Source organism: Pseudomonas sp. LBUM1670 (assembly GCF_059695695.1).
In genome coordinates this window covers 1,187,580-1,206,687 of sequence record NZ_CP166783.1, presented here as the reverse complement: position 1 = coordinate 1,206,687, position 19,108 = coordinate 1,187,580, and the positions used below count along the sequence as shown (strand labels likewise).

16 protein-coding genes are annotated in these 19,108 nt (G+C 60.8%); 3 read left to right on the top strand and 13 right to left on the bottom strand.

Translation table 11 applies throughout. From position 1 onward, the window contains the following. Positions 1 to 59: 59 nt before the first annotated feature. The 12 genes from ACA073_RS05465 to ACA073_RS05410 form a co-directional block, all read right to left on the bottom strand. On the bottom strand, positions 60 to 1,337 hold the full coding sequence (locus tag ACA073_RS05465; protein WP_497402191.1) for a flavohemoglobin expression-modulating QEGLA motif protein: 1,278 nt from the start codon (positions 1,335 to 1,337) through the stop codon (positions 60 to 62). A gap of 36 nt (positions 1,338 to 1,373) precedes the next feature. Next, complete coding sequence (locus ACA073_RS05460) at positions 1,374 to 1,928, bottom strand: hypothetical protein (protein WP_497402189.1); 555 nt, start codon at positions 1,926 to 1,928, stop codon at positions 1,374 to 1,376. Between the two features lie 160 nt (positions 1,929 to 2,088). Further along, entirely contained in the window at positions 2,089 to 2,805 is a 717-nt protein-coding gene (locus ACA073_RS05455; protein WP_497402188.1) for a TetR/AcrR family transcriptional regulator, read from the bottom strand. 101 nt (positions 2,806 to 2,906) lie between these two features. Then, the gene (gene lysS, locus ACA073_RS05450) at positions 2,907 to 4,409 is read right to left on the bottom strand and encodes a lysine--tRNA ligase (protein WP_497402187.1); all 1,503 of its coding nucleotides are present in this window, start codon (positions 4,407 to 4,409) and stop codon (positions 2,907 to 2,909) included. 101 nt (positions 4,410 to 4,510) lie between these two features. After that, a protein-coding gene (gene prfB, locus ACA073_RS05445; protein WP_139272976.1) for a peptide chain release factor 2 occupies positions 4,511 to 5,606 on the bottom strand; the annotation gives its coding sequence in 2 pieces (ribosomal slippage) (positions 4,511 to 5,533 and positions 5,535 to 5,606; 1,095 coding nt in all). 271 nt (positions 5,607 to 5,877) lie between these two features. Then, a complete protein-coding gene (locus ACA073_RS05440) occupies positions 5,878 to 6,879 on the bottom strand; it encodes a diguanylate cyclase domain-containing protein (protein WP_497402185.1) in 1,002 nt (333 codons plus the stop codon). Positions 6,880 to 6,927: 48 nt separating this feature from the next. Next, the gene (locus tag ACA073_RS05435; protein WP_497402183.1) at positions 6,928 to 7,938 is read right to left on the bottom strand and encodes a chemotaxis response regulator protein-glutamate methylesterase; all 1,011 of its coding nucleotides are present in this window, start codon (positions 7,936 to 7,938) and stop codon (positions 6,928 to 6,930) included. Beyond that, positions 7,935 to 10,223 (bottom strand): hybrid sensor histidine kinase/response regulator, encoded by a 2,289-nt coding sequence (locus ACA073_RS05430; RefSeq protein ID WP_497402181.1) that lies wholly within the window; start codon positions 10,221 to 10,223, stop codon positions 7,935 to 7,937. The genes ACA073_RS05435 and ACA073_RS05430 overlap by 4 nt, the downstream gene beginning before the upstream one ends. Then, positions 10,220 to 10,903 (bottom strand): chemotaxis protein CheW, encoded by a 684-nt coding sequence (locus tag ACA073_RS05425; protein ID WP_497402179.1) that lies wholly within the window; start codon positions 10,901 to 10,903, stop codon positions 10,220 to 10,222. Before ACA073_RS05425 ends, ACA073_RS05430 begins: the two co-directional genes overlap by 4 nt. After that, a complete protein-coding gene (locus ACA073_RS05420) occupies positions 10,900 to 12,162 on the bottom strand; it encodes a CheR family methyltransferase (protein ID WP_497402177.1) in 1,263 nt (420 codons plus the stop codon). The genes ACA073_RS05425 and ACA073_RS05420 overlap by 4 nt, the downstream gene beginning before the upstream one ends. After that, positions 12,159 to 12,695 (bottom strand): chemotaxis protein CheW, encoded by a 537-nt coding sequence (locus tag ACA073_RS05415; protein ID WP_497402175.1) that lies wholly within the window; start codon positions 12,693 to 12,695, stop codon positions 12,159 to 12,161. The genes ACA073_RS05420 and ACA073_RS05415 overlap by 4 nt, the downstream gene beginning before the upstream one ends. Beyond that, entirely contained in the window at positions 12,695 to 14,317 is a 1,623-nt protein-coding gene (locus ACA073_RS05410; RefSeq protein ID WP_497402173.1) for a methyl-accepting chemotaxis protein, read from the bottom strand. Before ACA073_RS05410 ends, ACA073_RS05415 begins: the two co-directional genes overlap by 1 nt. A 316-nt stretch (positions 14,318 to 14,633) precedes the next feature. Here ACA073_RS05410 and ACA073_RS05405 point away from each other — a divergent pair, with 316 nt between their 5' ends. Next, positions 14,634 to 15,629, top strand: coding sequence for a hypothetical protein (locus tag ACA073_RS05405; protein WP_497402171.1), 996 nt, complete (start codon positions 14,634 to 14,636; stop codon positions 15,627 to 15,629). Positions 15,630 to 15,688: 59 nt separating this feature from the next. Here the strand turns inward: ACA073_RS05405 and ACA073_RS05400 are convergent, their stop codons facing one another. Then, the gene (locus tag ACA073_RS05400) at positions 15,689 to 16,411 is read right to left on the bottom strand and encodes a tellurite resistance TerB family protein (RefSeq protein WP_497402169.1); all 723 of its coding nucleotides are present in this window, start codon (positions 16,409 to 16,411) and stop codon (positions 15,689 to 15,691) included. 186 nt (positions 16,412 to 16,597) lie between these two features. On the opposite strand from ACA073_RS05400, the gene ACA073_RS05395 reads away from it, so the two are divergent. Together ACA073_RS05395 and ACA073_RS05390 are read left to right on the top strand one after the other, a co-directional pair. Then, positions 16,598 to 17,512, top strand: a complete 915-nt coding sequence (locus tag ACA073_RS05395) for a LysR family transcriptional regulator (RefSeq protein ID WP_497402167.1) — start codon at positions 16,598 to 16,600, stop codon at positions 17,510 to 17,512. Between the two features lie 99 nt (positions 17,513 to 17,611). Beyond that, positions 17,612 to 19,099, top strand: coding sequence for a gamma-aminobutyraldehyde dehydrogenase (locus ACA073_RS05390; RefSeq protein ID WP_407012275.1), 1,488 nt, complete (start codon positions 17,612 to 17,614; stop codon positions 19,097 to 19,099). The last annotated feature ends 9 nt before the right edge of the window (positions 19,100 to 19,108 follow it).

The following is a 19,108-nucleotide window of genomic DNA, read 5'->3' as shown; positions in this document are numbered from 1 at the left end:
GTTGGCTGACACACCGCTTTCGCGAGCAAGCCCGCTCCCACATTTGGACGGCGTACACGTTAGAGGATGTTGGAGTAATCCGCTTCGATCCGGTCCAGGCTCAGGTGGTTCAGGAAGTTGGAGAAGCACATCCACGCCGACAGCGCGTTCATGTCGCGGAACTGTTCAGGCAGGTATTTCGGTGGCACCACCAACCCTTCATCGACCAATTGGCGCAAGGTGCGCATGTCCTCCAGCGTGGTCTTGCCGCAAAACAGCAGCGGTATCTGCTCAAGCTTGCCCTTACGCACGGCCAACTGAATGTAGTTGTAAACCATGATAAAGCCCTTGAGGTAGGACAAGTCTTTGGTAAATGGCAGACCATTCGGCACCGAACCACGGAAAACCCGACTGGCGTTGCCGTAGCTTTCCGCCATTTCAAAGCCCTGTTCGCGGAAGAACTCGAAGATCTGCAGGAAGTCCGCGCCCTCCTCCACCATGTGAATGGCGCGGGTGCGGTTGGTCAGTTTGCGCAGGCGGCTCGGGTAAGAGGCGAAGGTGATGATTTCCATCAGGATCGCCAGCCCTTCCTGGGTCACCGTCGACGAGGGCGGACCTTTGGACAGGAAGGTGCAGATCGGCTGGTTCAGGCCGTTGAGCGTAGTGCCCACGTGCACCAGCCCTTCGTGGACTTCGAGAGCGCGCACGTCACGCTCGTTGAACATCGCGTCGGTGCGGATCTTGATGTAGTCGGCGCCCGCTGCGGCATCGGCAACGATCCCGTCGGACTCGAACACCCGAATGGTTTCCTCGGCCTCGCCAAACACTTTGCTCAGCCGGGTTTGCAACAGATTCACGGCTTCCTTGGCGGTGAGGACTTTCGGCTCATCCTTCAGGTCACCACGGCCATCGATGTTGTTCAGATAATCGGAGAGCATCAGGCCCAGGTCGGACAGGGTCGGGTCACCCGCGTGAAACGCATCGGACGCCGCGCCGTACAACTCTTGTGAAATCAGCCCGAAATCCTCGGTGCCGCGCGCTTCGAGCATGCGCACCACCATGCGGTACTCCTTGCACATGCGACGCATGATCTGGCCGACCGGGTTGAACTGGCCGAGCTGGCGGGTGATGTCACGCTCGATGTTCTGGAACTCCAGCTTCACTTTGCTGGAATCGAACGACAGCGGCCGGTTCAGGTAGTAATCGCGGTCCACCGCCGGCATTTCCTTGCCCTTGGCCTTGAGGAATCCCTTGCGAATGCTCTCGTCCCATTTGACCGCATCAAGGACGCGGATCGGCGTCTGCGCCAGCACAATGCGATCGGACAAAATGCGTATCGACTGCTGGTAATCGTCCACCCGAAACTCCTGTAGAAAAACCGTTATGTGCTGTGTTTACTTGGCTTTGGTCAGGCGCTGATAGCGCACGGCCTCGACGAAGACATCGGAATTGGCCGGATCATCGAGGTAAGCGAAGACCTGATCCATGTTGGTGTCTATCAGCACGCCGTCGCCATCGTCGGTCTGGAAACCTTCGCCGCTGAGGACTTTTTGCCCCAAGGCCTGGTTGATCTGCTCGAGGTCGAGGTTGTAGATCACCAGTTCATGCTTGTCGGTGAGTTCGAAACCGGCAATGGTGAAGTGCCCGCCGAACTGCGCCGGCACTTTCGCCGACAGATACCAGCGGCTGCCATGGCGCGAGACGGTGAAAGGATAGGCTTCGCGGTCCTTGGGTTTGGCCTTGAAGTAGCTGACCGCCTGATAGCGATTGTCGCTGATGCGCGTCAGCTCAAGGTTCATCGGCTCGCCCCAGGCGTTGGTGCTGGTCCATTTGCCGAGCAATCCCTTGGGCGCGGGGTCGCTCGTGGGCAGAGGCTCCCTGAAGGTCACCAGGCAGCCACTGAGCAACAGGAACGACAAGGCGATCACAACGACGCGCCAGGCTTTCATTCAACACTCCCTATGAACAAGCATCCCCTCAAGTAAACACCGGTACATGTGGGAGCGGGCTTGCTCGCGAAGGCGGTTTAACATTCAACATTTCCGTTGTCTGATACACCGCTTTCGCGAGCAAGCCCGCTCCCACGGGGGACCGAGTTCCCACTTGGGATTACACCGACGCCAAGACCAAATGCATGTAGCGGGTCAGGATGCCGAGCATTTCTTCTTCGGCGGCAGGCTCGGCGTCGTTGAGCAGGCCCTGATATTCCATCCGTCCGATAATCGCCGTCAACACTTTGGCATCCTGTTGTGGTTCACGGGAGCCCAAAACCTGAAAAAGCTGACACGATCCCTGAAGGAGAATTTGCTGATGCGAGCGCACCAACTCCGCCAGGCGGGGGTTGAGCAACGCTTCCTGACGGAACGCTTGCTCGGCCATCAAATGTTCGCGACGGTTGATCAGTTGCCGATGAACATAGTCCGCCATCAACCGCGCAATATCGTCCGCCAATTGCGAGCGCGACTCGGGACTGCCGTCGCCGCTGACGACCATCTCGCGCAGCAAGCCTTCGTTGTTCACCCACAACTTGGCCATGAATGCCGCGCTGCGTTCCACGTATTGGGCGAAGGTATCGGTGAGCAGGTCATCGATGTCCTTGAAATAGTAAGTGGTGGCGGACAACGGCACACAGGCTTCGGCGGCGATTGCACGGTGACGCACGGCCCGCACGCCATCGCGCACGACAATGCGCATCGCCGCATCGAGAATGTCCTGTCGACGCTGCTCGCTGCCCTGGCGGCTGGCCTTGCGGCCCTGGTACTGAACACTTTCCGCGACCGCAGTGGCGATACCCGCTGCACCCTCTAGAGCCATTGCACGGTTCACGACAGGTATTCCTCTTTCATTTCAAAGTAACCAATTGATACGTTTGTACCAGACAGGCAATAAAAAGCCGCCTGATTTAGGCGGCTTTTTGTTTGAAACACTTACGCTTGCGGCCGCATGTGCGGGAACAAAATCACGTCGCGGATCGACGGGGAGTTGGTCAGCAGCATCACCAGACGGTCGATGCCGATCCCTTCACCGGCCGTTGGCGGCATGCCGTACTCCAGCGCGCGAACGAAGTCGGCGTCGTAGTGCATGGCTTCGTCGTCGCCGGCGTCCTTGTCGGCCACCTGCGCCATGAAACGCTCGGCCTGGTCTTCCGCGTCGTTCAACTCGGAATAGGCGTTGGCAATTTCACGACCACCGATGAACAGCTCGAAACGGTCGGTGACGTTCGGGTTGTCGTCGTTACGACGGGCCAGCGGTGACACTTCGAACGGGTACTGGGTAATGAAGTGCGGCTGCTCCAGCTTGTGCTCGACCAGTTCTTCGAAAATCATCACCTGCAGTTTGCCCAGACCTTCGAAGCCCAGCACCTTGGCGCCGGCCTTCTTGGCGATGGCACGGGCCTTGTCGATGTCAGTCAGATCATCAGCGGTCAACTCAGGGTTGTACTTGAGGATCGAGTCGAACACCGACAGACGCACGAACGGTTCGCCGAAGTGGAACACTTTGTCGCCGTAAGGCACGTCGGTGCTGCCCAGCACCAGCTGCGCCAGCTCGCGGAACAGTTCTTCGGTCAGGTCCATGTTGTCTTCGTAGTCGGCGTACGCCTGGTAGAACTCCAACATGGTGAATTCAGGGTTGTGACGCGTCGAAACGCCTTCGTTACGGAAGTTGCGGTTGATCTCGAAGACTTTCTCGAAGCCGCCAACCACCAGGCGCTTGAGGTACAGCTCCGGCGCGATACGCAGAAACATTTCCATGTCCAGCGCGTTGTGGTGCGTTTCGAACGGCTTGGCCGCCGCACCACCCGGGATGGTCTGCAGCATCGGCGTTTCGACTTCGAGGAAGTCGCGCTTCATCAGAAAGCTGCGGATGTGAGCGATGACTTGCGAACGCACGCGGAAGGTCTGGCGCACTTCTTCGTTGACGATCAGGTCAACGTAACGCTGGCGGTAGCGCTGTTCGGTGTCGGTCAGGCCGTGGTGCTTGTCCGGCAGCGGGCGCAGGGATTTGGTCAGCAGGCGCACGCTGGTCATCTCGACGTACAGGTCGCCCTTGCCGGAACGGGCCAGGGTGCCTTCGGCGGCGATGATGTCGCCCATGTCCCAGGTTTTCACCGCGGCCAGGGTTTCTTCCGACAGGGTTTTACGGTTGACGTAAACCTGGATGCGACCGGTCATGTCCTGGATCACCATGAACGAGCCACGGTTGAGCATGATGCGACCGGCAACCTTGACCGGGATTGCAGCCTCTGCGAGCTCTTCCTTGGTCTTGTCCGCGTACTGTTTCTGCAAGTCTTCGCAGTAGTTGTCGCGGCGGAAGTCGTTCGGGAAGGCATTGCCCTTGGCGCGCTCGGCGGCAAGCTTTTCCTTGCGCAGGGCGATCAGGGAGTTTTCTTCCTGTTGCAGGGCTTGCGGGTCGAGTTCTAGGTCGCTCATGTCTTTAAATATTCCATCACAGGTTCGTTGCCCCCGGCATTCGCCGGGGTTCGCGGGCAAGCCTCGCTCCTACAGGGTACGACGCCCCTGTAGCGCGTGCCTTAAAGCCCTTGTTTCAGGCTGGCCACCAGGTATTCGTCGATGTCGCCGTCGAGCACCTTGTCGCAGTCGCTGCGTTCGATGTTGGTGCGCAAATCCTTGATTCGCGACGCATCGAGCACGTAGGAGCGAATCTGGTGACCCCAGCCGATGTCCGACTTGGTCTCTTCCAGGGCTTGCGAGGCGGCGTTGCGTTTCTGCACTTCCTGCTCGTACAAGCGCGCCCGCAACATTTTCATCGCGGTGTCTTTGTTGGCGTGCTGGGAGCGTTCGTTCTGGCAGCTGACCACGGTGTTGGTCGGTACGTGGGTGATACGTACGGCCGAGTCGGTGGTGTTTACGTGCTGACCACCGGCACCGGAGGAGCGGTAGGTGTCGATGCGCAGGTCCGACGGGTTGATGTCGATTTCGATGTTGTCATCGATTTCCGGCGATACGAACACGGCCGAGAACGAGGTGTGACGGCGGTTGCCGGAGTCGTACGGGCTCTTGCGCACCAGACGGTGCACGCCGATTTCGGTACGCAGCCAGCCAAAGGCGTATTCGCCCTTGATGTGCACGGTGGCGCCCTTGATCCCGGCGACTTCACCGGCCGACAGCTCCATGATGGTCGCGTCGAAACCGCGTTTGTCAGCCCAGCGCAGGTACATGCGCAGCAGGATGTTGGCCCAGTCCTGGGCCTCGGTGCCGCCGGAACCGGCCTGGATGTCCAGGTAGGCGTTGTTGGCGTCCATTTCACCGCTGAACATGCGACGGAATTCGAGTTTTTCCAGGGACTCGCGCAGACGCTCGACTTCGGCGGCAACGTCATCGACGGCGGCCTGGTCTTCTTCCTCTGCGGACATCAGCAGCAGGTCTTTGGCGTCGGCCAGGCCGGTGTGCATTTCGTCGAGGGTTTCGACGATCTGCGCCAGCAGGGACCGCTCGCGGCCCAGTTCCTGAGCGTACGACGGGTTGTTCCAGACAGACGGATCTTCAAGCTCGCGATTGACTTCAGTCAGACGCTCATGCTTTTGATCGTAGTCAAAGATACCCCCGAATAGTTTCGGAGCGCTCGGACAGGTCCTTGATACTGTTAAGGATCGGGTTGATTTCCATGGCGGGCAGCACTCGTTGGCGAACTTTTTAAAGCCGGCGAGTATAACGTAATCAGACTGTCACGGCAGCCCGCCTGGCGGCTTTAGCGGCGAATGATTAAAGCGAACGCCAAGTGAATCTGTGGCGAGGGAGCTTGCTCCCGCTGGACTGCGCAGCAGTCCCCTTCTTTTTGTGGAAAGAGGGGCCGCTTCGCTGCCCAGCGGGAGCAAGCTCCCTCGCCACAGGGGTATTTGCCAGCCGGGGGGGCTATACCCACAAACCCGGTCGCCCACTACTCAATCCCCACCTGATTACGCCCATTGTTCTTCGCCAGGTACAGCCCCTTGTCCGCCGCCAGGATCAATTGCCGGCTATCGCTCCCCGGTTGCGGGGTCATGGTCGACAAGCCAATGCTGATGGTCAGGCTTGAACCTTCGCTCGGAAAAATGTGCGGAATCTTCAACCCGGCCACGGTCTGGCGCAGTTTTTCCGCCACCAGCCGCGCACCGACCGGCGAGGTATTGGGCAGGACCAGGACGAACTCTTCGCCGCCGTAACGGGCCGGCAAATCCGAAGGCCGGGCGCTGGCGTCACGGATGGCTGTGGCGACCTTGCGCAGGGCTTCATCGCCTTCGAGGTGGCCGAAACTGTCGTTGAAGGACTTGAAGTAGTCGACATCGATCATCAACAGCGACAGTTGACTCTGTTCACGCATCGAACGCCGCCACTCCAGCTCCAGGTATTCGTCGAAATGCCGGCGGTTCGACAGCCCGGTCAGGCCGTCCGAGTTCATCAGCCGTTGCAGCACCAGGTTGGTGTCGAGCAATTGCTGCTGGCTGACCCGCAACGCGCGGTATGCCGCGTCGCGTTGCAGCAGGGTCATGTAGGAGCGCGAGTGATAGCGGATGCGCGCCACCAGTTCGATGTTGTCCGGCAGTTTGACCAGGTAATCATTGGCCCCGGCCGCGAACGCCGCGCTTTTGATCAGCGGGTCTTCCTTGGTCGACAGCACAATGATCGGAATGTCCTTGGTGGCCGGGTGATTGCGGTACTCACGCACCAGACTCAGGCCGTCGAGGCCGGGCATGACCAGGTCCTGAAGGATCACCGTCGGCTTGATGCGCACCGCGTGGGCGATGGCCTGATGCGGGTCCGCGCAGAAGTGGAAGTCGATGTTTTCTTCATTCGCCAACCCGCGGCGCACCGCTTCGCCGATCATGGCCTGATCGTCCACCAACAACACCATGGCGGCGTTTTCGTCGCTCTTGAAGCCGTCGAGCTGTAAGTCATTCATGTGCGGTCACCTGAGTGCTGCCTGGACCAGGATTGCTGCTAAGCATAGTCATTTGGCGAAAATCTCCAGCAATCGTGGCGCTATCTTGTCCAGCGGGCGAATCTCTACAGCCGCGTCGATGGCCGCTGCCGCTTTCGGCATGCCATACACCGCGCTGCTTTGTTGGTCCTGAGCGATGGTCAGGTAGCCCTGTTGACGCATGAGTTTAAGCCCCTGCGCGCCATCGCGCCCCATGCCGGTCAACAAAACACCCACGGCATCGCCGTTCCAGTAACGGGCCACGCTCTCGAAAAACACATCGATCGAGGGCCGATAGATCTCGTTGACCGGCTCGACCGTGTACACCAGCGTGCCGTTTTTCAACAAGCGAATATGGTGGTTGGTGCCGGCCAGCAGCACGGTGCCCGCCTGCGGCGGCTCGCCTTCCTGGGCCAGGCGCACGTTCAGGCCGCTGGCGCTGCTGAGCCACTCGGCCATGCCGGCGGCGAACACCTGGTCGACGTGCTGCACCAGCACGATAGCGGCCGGGAAATCTCGCGGCAGCCCCTTGAGCAGTACTTCCAGTGCTGCCGGCCCGCCGGCGGACGAACCGATGGCGATCAGTTTTTGCCGGGAGCCCGAGTGGCGCAACGCACTCGGTGCAGGTTGCACCCGATTGCCCTTGTCGCCGATCAGCCAGCCGATGTTCAGGATCTTGCGCAGCAGCGGTGCCGCCGCTTCCTGGGCATTGCCCGCACCTATCGCCGGCGTATCGACCACGTCCAGAGCTCCATGCCCCATGGCCTCGAACACCCGGTGCACGTTCTGCTGGCGGTCGACCGTGACAATCACGATGGCGCACGGCGTCTCGGCCATGATCCGCCGGGTCGCCTCGACGCCGTCCATCACCGGCATGATCAGGTCCATCAGGATCAAGTCCGGGGTGTATTCCACGCAACGTTGCACCGCCTCGGCCCCATTGCCGGCGACCCAGATCACCTGGTGCGCCGGCTCAAATGCCAAGGCGCGGCGCAAAGCCTCTACCGCCATGGGCATGTCGTTAACTATCGCAATTTTCATGCCCGCGCTCCTCCGATGAGCTCGACCACTGCATCAAGCAGGGCGTCGTCATGAAAACTGGCTTTGGCCAGATAATAGTCGGCCCCGGCGTCCAGTCCACGACGACGGTCTTCTTCGCGATCCTTGTAGGACACCACCATAACCGGTAGCGATTGCAATCGATTGTCCCGGCGCAATAAAGACACCAGTTCGATGCCGTCCATGCGCGGCATGTCGATATCGGTAATCAGCAGATCGAAATCCTCCGAACGCAGGGCGTTCCAGCCATCCATGCCATCCACCGCCACCGCCACGTCGTAGCCGCGATTGAGCAACAACTTGCGCTGCAATTCGCGGACGGTCAGCGAATCGTCGACCACCAGGACCCGTTTGCGCGCCGCTTCGACCGCCTGATTACTGTGGCGGGCAATACGCTCCAGGCGACCGGTATTGAGCAGTTTATCCACGGACCGCAGCATGTCTTCGACGTCGACAATCAGCACCACCGAACCGTCGTCGAGCAAGGCGCCAGCGGAGATGTCCTGTACTTTGCCCAGACGCTCATCCAGCGGCAGGACCACCAGCGTACGCTCGCCGATAAACCGCTCGACCGCGACGCCGTAGATCGCATCGCGCTCGCGGATGACCACGACCTTGAGCGTTTGCTGGCTATTCGCGCTCGCCGGACGCTGGAGCAACTGGCTCGCAGCGACCAATCCGGCGTGTCGGCCCTCGTACCAGAAATGCTGACGGCCCTCGACCTGCACGATGTCCGTTGGCTCCAGGTCGCACATGCGCTCGATGTGAGCCAGCGGAAACGCATACGCCTCGTCGCCGACCTCCACCACCAGGCTGCGCACCACCGACAGCGTCAGCGGCACTTCAAGATGGAAACGGCTGCCCTCGCCCGCCGTCTGCTCCAGCACCACCGCGCCGCGCAACTGACGAACCATGTGCTGAACCGCGTCGAGGCCGACGCCGCGTCCGGACACTTCGGTGACCTTGTCCCGCAGACTGAAGCCCGGCAGGAACAGAAACGTCAGCAGTTCCTCTTCGCTCAACTGCGCGGCGGTGTCGGGCGGGGACAACTGGCGTTCGATGATGCTGCGGCGGACCTTTTCCAGGTCCACGCCGTTGCCGTCATCGCTCAGTTCCAGCACCAGCAGACCGGCCTGATGGGACGCACGCAGGCGGATCAAACCTTCTTCCGGTTTACCGGCCAGCAGTCGTTCCTCCGGGGATTCGATGCCGTGATCGACGGCATTGCGCAGCAGGTGCGTCAGTGGCGCTTCGAGTTTTTCCAGGACGTCGCGGTCGACCTGGGTTTTCTCGCCCTCGATCTCCAGCCGTACGTGTTTGCCAAGACTGCGACCCAGGTCGCGGACCATGCGCACTTGCCCGGTCAGCACATCGGCAAACGGCCGCATGCGACAGGCCAGCGCCGTGTCGTACAAGACTTGCGCGCGCTGACTGGCCTGCCAGGCGAATTCATCCAGCTCGGCGTTCTTTTCCACCAGCAATTGCTGGGATTCCGCCAGCAACCGGCGAGCATCATCGAGGGCTTCCCGGGCCTCCAGGCTCAGGGTCTGTTCCTTGAGATGGACGTTGAGATTTTCCAGCGCCCGCAGGCTGTTGTTCTGTATGCGCTTCAAGCGCTGCATGGTGGCCAGGTGCGGTTTGAGCCGCAGGGTTTCCACCAGGGATTTGCTCGACAGGTCGAGCAGGCTGTTCAAGCGTTCGGCCGTGACCCGCAGGACGCGTTCGCCGTTCTCGGTGGTGCGTTTGGTCTTGGGCGCTGGCTCGGCGGGCGCTGCCGCGGGGGCTTCGGTGGCGGCCGGCATGGGCGGCTCAACCTTGGGCGTCGGCGGTTCCAGCTGAATTTCTGCCATCGGCGGCGCGATGGGGGCAGCCGCAGCCATGTGAACAAGCAGCCGTCCCATCAAGACGACGTAAGCTTCGATGTCCGCAGGCGCCGGAGCGTCGCTCGGCGTCGCAATCCGCATCAGCAGATCGTTGCCTTGCAACAGTGCATCAATGTGTTCGGGCCGCAGGTACAGGCGCCCTTCCTGGGCGCTGACCAGGTAATCTTCCATCACATGGGCAACGCTGACCCCGGCATCGACGCCGACAATTCGCGCCGCGCCCTTGAGCGAGTGGGCCGCGCGCATGCACGACTCGAGGTGATCGGCCTGGGTCGGGTCCCGTTCAAGCGCCAGCAGCCCCGTGCTCAGCACCTGGGTCTGGGCCTCGGCTTCCAGGCTGAACAGTTCCAGCAAAGAGGCGTCGCGCATTTGCTCGGGGGTCATGTGAGGCTCCGGGTCACGGCGGACAGCAGTTGTTCTTCATCCAGCCAACGCAGGCTGCGACCTTTGAATTGCAACACGCCACGGGTGTATTTGGCGCTGCCCTGGCTGCCGGACCGGGACGCCGCATCAAGGGTGTGTTCGTCGATGGCATGGATGCCGTCGACTTCATCCACCGGCACCACCACCGGCCCACCGTGGGCGGCGATGATCAGCATCCGCGGCATCACGCGCGCACCGGACGCTACGCTGCTCGCGCCATCCAGGCCCAGCAATTCAACCAGCGAGAGGCACGCCACCAGCGCGCCGCGCACGTTCGCCACACCGAGCAAGGCCCGGGAACGCTGGTGCGGCAGGGAATGAATGGCTTGCAGCGGCGCCACTTCCACCAGACTGCGGGTGGCCAGGCCCAGCCATTCTTCGCCAAGACGAAACATCAACAGCGAGCGGGTTTTCACATCGCTCTCGACCGCGACCGAGACTTGTCCGCGGTCTGTCTGCTGCAACGCGTAGCGGTCAAGCAAACGCGTGGCGGCGGCCGAATACACCGCGCAATTGCGGCAGTGAATGTGTTCGCTCAACAGCGGGCAGGACTTGTCGCCGTGGATACCGATGCGGTTCCAGCAATCGTCGATGGCCTGGGCATCTTCATGGGTGAGGCTAAAGGTGTCGGCAGCGTTCATCGTTTGCGCTCACTGTCTGCGCGCTCGCTGCGGGCGGCGCGGTCCTGCAATCGTCGGGCGCCCGCCGTATCGCCCTGGGATTGCAGCAAGGCCGCCAGGTGCATCAACGCGTCGGGATGTTGCGGTTCGAGGTACAACGCCTTGCGATAAAACCCCTGGGCTTCGAGGGCACGGCCGGCGACATCGCTGAGCAGTCCCAGCCAGTAAAACACCTGGGCCACCGGTTCGTGACTGCGCAAATAGCTTTCGCACGCGGCGCGGGCTTCAGCGCTTTTGCCTTCGTTGGCCAGTGCGGCGATGTTTGCCTGCAGCGTGGCGGCGTCCGGGTTGGCGGCTTTGGTTATCACGGGCAGCGGCGTCACGCTTGCGAAAGGTCGGGGGCGCACGGGCGGCGGCGTCACGCTGCGCACCGGCTGACGCGCCGGCAGCGGGGGCGGCACAAAGGCTGGAACAGGCTCAGGCGCGCTCTGACGACTGAACGCGAAGGATTGAGGGATTCCAATCGAGCGCATACCCAAGCGCCCGAGCAAACTGCCCTCGGCCGGACCGATAAACAGCACACCGTCGACATGGGTCAACCGCTTGAGCACTTCAAACACTTGCTGCTGGGTGGGCTGATCGAAATAGATCAGCAGGTTGCGGCAGAACACAAAGTCATACGGTGCTTCGCTGGCCAGCAACGCCGGATCCAGCAGATTGCCCACCTGCAAACGCACTTGATCCAGCACGCGCTCGCTGAGGCGATAGCCATCGTCTTCAACGATGAAATGCCGTTCGCGAAACGCGAGGTCCTGGCCACGAAACGAGTTCTTGCCGTACAGCGCGCGTTTGGCTTTTTCCACCGACAGCGGGCTGACGTCCATGCCTTCGACTTTGAACTGGTGCGGTTTGAATCCGGCATCCAGTAACGCCATGGCGATGGAATAGGGCTCTTCGCCGGTGGAGCACGGCAGGCTGAGGATTCGCAGCGCGCGCATGGTGTTGATGTCGGCCAGTCGTTTGGCCGCCAGTTTCGCCAGGGTGGCAAAGGATTCCGGGTAACGGAAAAACCAGGTTTCGGGAACGATCACCGCTTCGATCAGCGCTTGCTGCTCATCCCGCGAGCCTTGCAAGGTGTGCCAATACTCATCGGCCGTCTGCGACCGCGATGCGGTGCTGCGCTGGCGCACGGCACGCTCGATGATCGCCGGCCCCACCGAGGTCACATCGAGGCCGATGCGCTCCTTGAGAAAATCGAAAAACCGCTGATCGCTGCTCATGGACGCTCCTCAAGCGCCGCCAGATCCAGCGGCTGTGACGGAAACAGCAGCGCGCGCACCTGTTCATCCAGCAGATCGGCAACGCGCACCCATTGCAGCAAACCTTGCGCATCTTCACGAACAGGCCCGAGGTAAGGCGCCTGGCGATTGTCGAGGCCATAAGGCTGAAAATCCGCCGGGTTGCAGCGCAGCGTGTCGGTAGCCTGCTCCAGGATCAGCCCGAGCAACTGCGCTTCAGCGGTTTCATCCGGACGGTAATTGACCAGCACCAATCGCGTGCTGGTGCGGGCCTGAGCCGGTACACCGAACGTCAGCGCACTGAGGTCGATCACCGGCACCACCGCGCCGCGATAGGCGAACACTCCGGCGACCCAGTCCGGCGCGCGAGGAATCGGCTTCAACGGCAGACGCGGCAACACTTCCGCCACCTCGATCGCTTGCAGGGCATAGCGCTCGCTGCCGATGCGAAACACCAGAAACAATGCGTGCAACGCCGGCTTCACGGCGATGCGTTTGGCCGTGAGTTCGCTCATCAGACTTTGAATCGCGAAACGCCGCTACGCAGCCCGACGGCCACTTGGCTCAGCTCGTCGATGGCGGAACTGGCCTGGCGCAGGGATTCGACGGTCTGGCTGCTGGCATCGCCCAACTGCACCAGCGCGTGGTTGATCTGTTCGGCGCCCGTGGCCTGAGCCTGCATGCCTTCGTTGACCATCAACACCCGAGGCGCGAGCGCCTGAACCTGATGAATGATCTGCGACAGTTGCTCGCCGACTTGCTGTACCTCGGACATGCCGCGGCGCACTTCTTCGGAGAATTTGTCCATGCCCATGACCCCGGCCGACACCGCCGACTGGATCTCGCGCACCATCTGCTCGATGTCGTAAGTGGCCACGGCGGTCTGGTCCGCCAGACGCCGCACCTCGGTGGCGACCACGGCAAATCCGCGGCCGTATTCACCGGCCTTCTCGGCTTCAATGGCGGCGTTCAGGGACAGCAGGTTGGTCTGGTCCGCCACCTTGACGATGGTCACGACCACCTGATTGATGTTGCCGGCCTTCTCGTTGAGAATCGCCAGCTTGGCGTTCACCAGATCCGCGGCGCCCATCACCGAGTGCATGGTCTCTTCCATCCGCGCCAGCCCCTGCTGCCCGGAACCGGCGGCCACCGAGGCCTGATCGGCGGCGGTGGAGACTTCGGTCATGGTGCGGACCAGATCGCGCGAGGTGGCGGCGATTTCACGGGATGTCGCGCCGATCTCGGTGGTGGTGGCGGCGGTCTCAGTGGCGGTGGCTTGCTGCTGTTTGGAGGTGGCGGCGATTTCGGTGACCGAGGTGGTGACCTGCACCGACGAGCGCTGAGCCTGGGACACCAAGGAAGTGAGCTCAACCATCATGTCATTGAAGCCGGTTTCCACGGCGCCGAATTCGTCCTTGCGCTCCAGGTTCAAGCGACCGCTCAAATCCCCGGTGCGCATGATCTCGAGGATCTGCACGATGCGGTTCATCGGCGCCATGATCGCGCGCATCAGCAGCAGTCCGCAGAGACCGGCGGCTAGTACCGCCACCAACAGGGAAAGGCCCATGATGACTTTCGCGGTGACCACGGCTTCATCGATGTTCGCCATGTCCTTGTCGGCCACGGCTTTGTTTTCCCGGAGGATATCGTTGAGCTTCATGCGCCCCGCAGTCCACGCCGGGGTCAGTTGTTCATTTAACAACTTGATGGCCTCGGCCTCCTCATTGCGCTTATGCAAGTCGAGCACCGCGGCCAGAATCCTGGCGTAATCCTCATGGAGTTTTTCAAAGGCCGCGAATTCGACCTTGTCTTCATCCGTCGTGACGGTGGCGCGATAGTTATTGATCGCATCCTGCACACGCGTTTCAAAGCCTTTGAAGTCGGCGGCGTCCTTGGCACTGATGCCCTGCCCTTCCTTAAAGCCCAGCATTTCCTGGATCTTGAGAAAACTGTCGACCCAGGCGCCACGAATCGTCGAGCTGTAATACACCCCGGGAAGCGCGTCCTCACGAACGCTGTCTTCGCTGACCTCGATCTTCAACAGCCGCGAATACGAGACGACGACCATCAGCAGCATGATGGCAATAATTACCGCAAAGCTCGCCAAAATGCGTTGGCGCAACGTCCAGTTCTTCACAGTCAGTCCCTCGGGGCCATTTCAAATGCTGGGGAGTATAGCCGAGGGTGGTGTTTCATTAATAAAACAGGTGCGCGCTTCTCGGCGCTAGCGATCTCTCGGCCGCCATCCCTCGCGAATCCGGCTGATCGAGCCGCAGCGATGCAGGGTGGTGTAGCCGCTGACGGAAACCTTGAACACGCAGAGGACATGGGGAGGAGCAGTGTTACCGCCCGTCTGAACTGTCAGTTTTGACAGGTAGGCTACGCCCGGCGCTCGGCGTAGAACGACAGTTGAGAGTCACTCAACAGCCATTGGTAAACGCAGGAGCGAGATCATGTCAAAAGCAGAAAGTCAGTTCAGTGCAGCAGAAGAAGTTTCCGTATCGGAAGGCAATGTACGGGATGAAGGTATTGAACCTCTGGAATCTCCGCCGGGGGTTTATACGCCAAAATGGGGAGCTTCAACTAATTCACGCCCAACCTTTCAAGTGCATGGAAATGCCAGGTGTAGCGTCCAGTTAAGGGATGCCCACACATTCAAGGCGTTGAGCGGGGTGGGTTTGACGAATGAATGGGGAGAGTACGCGCTGGTTGTGAATAAAAATTTGCCAGCTGGATTCAACGACATAATCCTTGCCCTGTGGAGAAACGGCGACTGGACCATGGACACCACCATCATCCGCATCAACGTAGTACCGGGCATGGAGAGCACTGACACCAATGAGGGCGAGTTCGAATACTCAGTACCCGGTGCAGGACGCGAGAACGAAGAAGATCGCAACTCTGTGACGGCGTACTCACGACCGTTTTTCCACGGAACATATCAGGGGATGAAAGTGCAGCGACGCCCGACTTTTGGTGTGGGTGGTCATGCCGACAGCTGGCTACGAATTACCGATGCCAATACGGGTATCGAATTGACCAATCATAAAAAGACAGATGGTACTGGGGATACCAACCTGACATTCAATAATGATCTGAAACCCGGTGTCCATGATTTGCGTGTATACCTGGACGGGAAAGGTAATTGGTACATGTGCAGTCATGCCTTGCGTGTTGTGGTATTTGACCCGCCAGTTATCACACATTCGTCCATGAGCTCAACAATACGCGGGCAGAATGGTGTTCCAGGGGCAGATATCGAGCTGCATCAAACGGCAGTGGGGAGCTTTCACGGCAAGACGATTGCCAACCCGGACGGTAGCTGGGCCATAGCCGCTACCGGCTTACACGCAGGAATGAAAATCACCTGCAGGCAGCGGTTTTCAAAAGACAAGTATGCTGCGAACACTTTTTCCGGATGGGCGTATGACGTCCCCGTTACGGCATAGGCAGAGCCCGTATAGCCTGGGCGAGGGGCGTGCCCCTCGCCGCAGTTTTATCCGAGCATTCAGACCAATGCCTGGCGCACCTGCTTTTCCAGCTCGGCCTTCAACCCCGATTCCAGCTTGAGTTGGCGGGCCAGTTCATCCAGGTAGGACTTCTCCATGAAGTTCTCCTCATCCACCAGCATCACACTGGCGATATACATCTCGGCGGCCATTTCCGGAGTGCTGGCGGCGCGCGCGACATCGGTTGGATCGAGTGGTTTGTTGAGCTCGGCGTGCAGCCAATGTTGCAGCTCCTGATCGTTGTCGAGTTTGGTGAACTCACCTTCGATCAGTGCCCGCTCGCGCTCATCGACATGACCGTCAGCCTTGGCCGCCGCCACCAGCGCCTTGAGAATCGCCTGACTGTGTTGCTCGACCTGCGCCGCCGGCAAGCGGTCCACGGTTTGCGGTTCGCTCCGCGGTGCCGTGCCCTGCTGGGCCTGCCAGTTGCCGTAAGCCTTGTAGGCAATGACGCCCAGCGCCGCGAGGCCGCCGTAGACGGCGACTTTGCCGCCGACCTTACGAACCTTCTTGTTGCCGATCAAAAGGCCCATGGCGCCCGCCGCCAATGCACCGCCACCTGCGCCGGACAGCAAACTACCAAGGCCACCCGAACCACTGCTGCCGCCGAGCAACCCGCCCAATCCACTGCTGGACGCCTTGTTCTGCGAGCCGCCGGCCTTGTTCTGCAACATGTCCTGGCCGGATTTGAGTAACTGATCGAGCAATCCACGGGTATTCATTCTTGCAGCCTCCACGAAAGGGCTAATCGGACACTTAAGGCCCCCAGCCTAGATCGAAAGTGCCCAGCCTCTCCTGGGGAGAGTGCTTCCAGATGTTGCTCATCTCCTGTAACACCCGCAAAGCCATCGATTAAAAAGATATACACTCGGGAGAATCTATAAAAACCGCCCACCGGGTAATTCTTCATGATGACCTTGCGTCAGATTCGCCATTTCATCGCCGTGGCCGAGACCGGCTCGATCTCGGCCGCCGCGCAAGCCGCGTTCATTTCCCAATCGACACTCACCCTGGCCATCCAGCAACTGGAGCAGGAAATCGGCGTCGGGTTATTCAACCGTCACGCCAAGGGCATGACACTGACTCACCAAGGACATCAATTCCTACGCCAGGCGCACCTGATTCTGGCGACGGTGGACAACGCCAAACGCAGCCTTCAACAAAGTACCGACCAAGTCGCCGGGCAGTTGATCATCGGCGTGACCAGCCTCGTCGCCGGTTACTACCTCGCGGATTTGCTCACCCGCTTTCAACGCGCCTACCCCAACGTCGAGATTCGCGTGATGGAGGACGAACGCCCGTACATCGAACATCTGCTGGTCAGCGGCGAGATCGATGTCGGCGTGTTGATCCTCTCCAACCTCGAAGACCGCCACGCCTTGCAGACTGAAGTATTGACGCACTCGCCCCATCGACTGTGGCTACCGGCCCAGCATCCCTTGCTGGAACACGACAGCATCAACCTCGCCGACGTCGCCCGTGAGCCGCTGATTCAACTGAACGTCGATGAAATGGACCGCAACGCCCAGCGCATGTGGTCGGCGGCGTCGCTTCAGCCACGCATCACCCTGAAAACCGCCTCGACCGAGGCGGTACGAAGCCTGGTCGCCGCCGGCCTGGGCGTTTCGATCCAGCCGGACATGACCTATCGCCCATGGTCACTGGAGGGCGACATCATCGAAGCGCGCCCGATAGCGGACCTGAGCCAGACCCTCGACGTCGGCCTGGCATGGCGCCGTGGCACGGCACGCCCGGCGCTGGTGGACCCGTTCCTGACCGTCGCCCGCGAGCAACCCCACGGCGGGCGCAAGCCATCTATTTAATCGAACGCCACCTTCAGTATTTAGTATTTGTCGACCTCGGGTCCGGGCACTAGTCTTGGTACATCTATAAGACGGCCGGCCCCAGTCACAGGGAGCAACATGGCCACACAAGAAAAGAGAACCCGAAAAATGGCTGGCGCGCAGACCCCGTTGTTCACCGCGTTGCTGATCGATGGCGAACTGGTCGCGGGTCAGGGTTTTGTCGAGCCGATCCTCAACCCGGCCACCGGTGAGGTGCTGACGCACATCGCCGAAGCCAGCACCGAGCAAGTCGAAGCCGCGATCCTCGCCGCCCACCGTGCGTTCGCCAGTTGGTCGCGGACCACGCCGCAGCAGCGCTCGAACCTGCTGCTGGACATCGCCAACGCCATCGAAAAACAGGCCGACCTGCTCGCCCGCCTCGAATCCCTGAACTGCGGCAAACCCTTGCACCTGGCCCGTCAGGACGACTTGAGCGCGACGGTCGATGTGTTCCGCTTCTTCGCCGGTGCCGTACGCTGCCAGACCGGCCAGCTCAGCGGTGAATATCTGCCGGGTTACACCAGCATGGTCCGTCGCGATCCGATTGGCGTGGTCGCTTCGATTGCGCCGTGGAACTACCCGATCATGATGGCCGCGTGGAAAATCGCCCCGGCCCTGGCCGCTGGCAACACGCTGGTGTTCAAACCGTCCGAGCACACGCCGCTGTCGATTCTGGCCCTCGCGCCAGCGCTGGCCGAGATCCTCCCGCGCGGCGTGATCAACATCATTTGCGGCGGTGGCGAAGGCGTTGGCAGCCACTTGGTCAGCCACCCGAAAATCCGCATGGTGTCGTTGACCGGCGATATCGTCACCGGGCAAAAAATCCTCCAGGCCGCCGCAAAAACCCTCAAGCGCACGCACCTCGAACTCGGAGGCAAGGCGCCGGTGATCGTCTGCAACGATGCCGACATTCAGGCCGTGGTCGAAGGCGTGCGTACCTACGGTTACTACAACGCGGGCCAGGATTGCACTGCCGCCTGCCGGATTTATGCACAGGCCGGGATTCATGACCGACTGGTGGCCGAACTCGGCGCGGCGGTCAGCAGCCTGCGCTTCGCCGGCAAACGCGATGCCGACAACGAAATCGGCCCGCTAATCAGCACCCGCCAGCGCGACCGCGTGGCCAGCTTCGTCGAACGTGCCCTCGGCCAGCCGCACATTGAACGGGTGACCGGTGCGGCGGTGCATTCCGGCGCCGGTTTCTATTACCAGCCGACCTTGCTGGCCGGTTGCAAACAGAGCGATGAAATCGTCCAGCGCGAAGTCTTCGGGCCGGTGGTCACCGTGACCCGTTTCGATCAACTCGAACAGGCGGTGGACTGGGCCAACGATTCGGAATACGGCCTCGCGTCTTCGATCTGGACCCAGAACCTGGACAAGGCGATGCAGGTCGCCGCGCGCTTGCAGTACGGCTGCACCTGGATCAACAGCCATTTCATGCTGGTCAGCGAAATGCCCCATGGCGGCCTGAAACGCTCGGGCTACGGCAAAGACCTCTCCAGCGATTCGCTTCAGGACTACAGCGTGGTGCGGCACATCATGGCGCGCCACGGACAGCATCTCTGACTACGCTAA

Excerpts from the sequence above, each read along its gene's own strand:
- ACA073_RS05460 (WP_497402189.1), bottom strand. The coding sequence starts at position 1,928 with ATGAAAGCCTGGCGCGTCGTTGTGATCGCCTTGTCGTTCCTGTTGCTC.
- lysS (WP_497402187.1), bottom strand. The coding sequence starts at position 4,409 with ATGAGCGACCTAGAACTCGACCCGCAAGCCCTGCAACAGGAAGAAAAC.
- ACA073_RS05440 (WP_497402185.1), bottom strand. The coding sequence starts at position 6,879 with ATGAATGACTTACAGCTCGACGGCTTCAAGAGCGACGAAAACGCCGCC.
- ACA073_RS05435 (WP_497402183.1), bottom strand. The coding sequence starts at position 7,938 with ATGAAAATTGCGATAGTTAACGACATGCCCATGGCGGTAGAGGCTTTG.
- ACA073_RS05430 (WP_497402181.1), bottom strand. The coding sequence starts at position 10,223 with ATGACCCCCGAGCAAATGCGCGACGCCTCTTTGCTGGAACTGTTCAGC.
- ACA073_RS05425 (WP_497402179.1), bottom strand. The coding sequence starts at position 10,903 with ATGAACGCTGCCGACACCTTTAGCCTCACCCATGAAGATGCCCAGGCC.
- ACA073_RS05420 (WP_497402177.1), bottom strand. The coding sequence starts at position 12,162 with ATGAGCAGCGATCAGCGGTTTTTCGATTTTCTCAAGGAGCGCATCGGC.
- ACA073_RS05415 (WP_497402175.1), bottom strand. The coding sequence starts at position 12,695 with ATGAGCGAACTCACGGCCAAACGCATCGCCGTGAAGCCGGCGTTGCAC.
- ACA073_RS05405 (WP_497402171.1), top strand. The coding sequence starts at position 14,634 with ATGTCAAAAGCAGAAAGTCAGTTCAGTGCAGCAGAAGAAGTTTCCGTA.
- ACA073_RS05400 (WP_497402169.1), bottom strand. The coding sequence starts at position 16,411 with ATGAATACCCGTGGATTGCTCGATCAGTTACTCAAATCCGGCCAGGAC.
- ACA073_RS05395 (WP_497402167.1), top strand. The coding sequence starts at position 16,598 with ATGATGACCTTGCGTCAGATTCGCCATTTCATCGCCGTGGCCGAGACC.
- ACA073_RS05390 (WP_407012275.1), top strand. The coding sequence starts at position 17,612 with ATGGCCACACAAGAAAAGAGAACCCGAAAAATGGCTGGCGCGCAGACC.